This window comes from Streptococcus alactolyticus (genome assembly GCF_042649785.1).
Lineage (GTDB): Bacteria > Bacillota > Bacilli > Lactobacillales > Streptococcaceae > Streptococcus > Streptococcus alactolyticus.
Genome location: NZ_JBHRZX010000043.1, coordinates 1 through 643, shown reverse-complemented (window position 1 = coordinate 643; position 643 = coordinate 1). Strand labels below are relative to the sequence as shown.

1 protein-coding gene and 1 tRNA gene are annotated in these 643 nt (G+C 36.9%); both read right to left on the bottom strand.

Features of this window, described 5'->3' with window-relative positions:
- Positions 1-339 (bottom strand): sigma-70 RNA polymerase sigma factor region 4 domain-containing protein (locus ACFORE_RS08625; RefSeq protein ID WP_380435100.1); only part of this gene is annotated, 339 nt, incomplete at its 3' end.
- Positions 340-491: 152 nt separating this feature from the next.
- A tRNA-Asn gene (locus tag ACFORE_RS08620) sits at positions 492-565 on the bottom strand.
- Positions 566-643: the final 78 nt, after the last annotated feature.

Here is a 643-nt window from a genome sequence, read left to right as displayed (position 1 = left end):
TTGATAGGCAATAAAGTCATCGGCCTGCATAAAGGCAGGTTGAGCAATACAGTAGTCCAATTCACTAATCTCCTCATACCCCATCTGATTAAATTGACATTTCACACTTTCTTGATGGCGAATCACATCTTTCACATAATTTGAAAACTTAGTTTTAAAGTAAGGATAAAGCTTTCCCTCTGCCTCAAGTAATTCTGGATGATCTTGTAAAAGCTGAAAGAGGACAATTCTCCCTTCTTGTAACCAATCATCATAATCCCACAATTTCACAAAATAAGTGCGACGTAGTTTTAAAACAATGGGTTTAACTTTTTCATAGTAGTATTCAAAATGTTTCATGTCGTTTAACTCCCTATTCATAAAAATCCTTCTGTACAAAAGTAATCTTATTATATAAGGGAAAGTCAAAAAACAACAGGACATATATGTCCTGTTGCCAAAAAAATAATAAAAAAGAGAAGATAACATCTTCTCTAACAACAATCATCTGACTCCGCCAGTAGGACTCGAACCTACGACATCATGATTAACAGTCATGCGCTACTACCAACTGAGCTATGGCGGATAAAAGCTAAGCGACTACCATATCTAACAGGGGGCAACCCCCAACTACATCAGGCGTACTAGGGCTTAACTTCTGTGT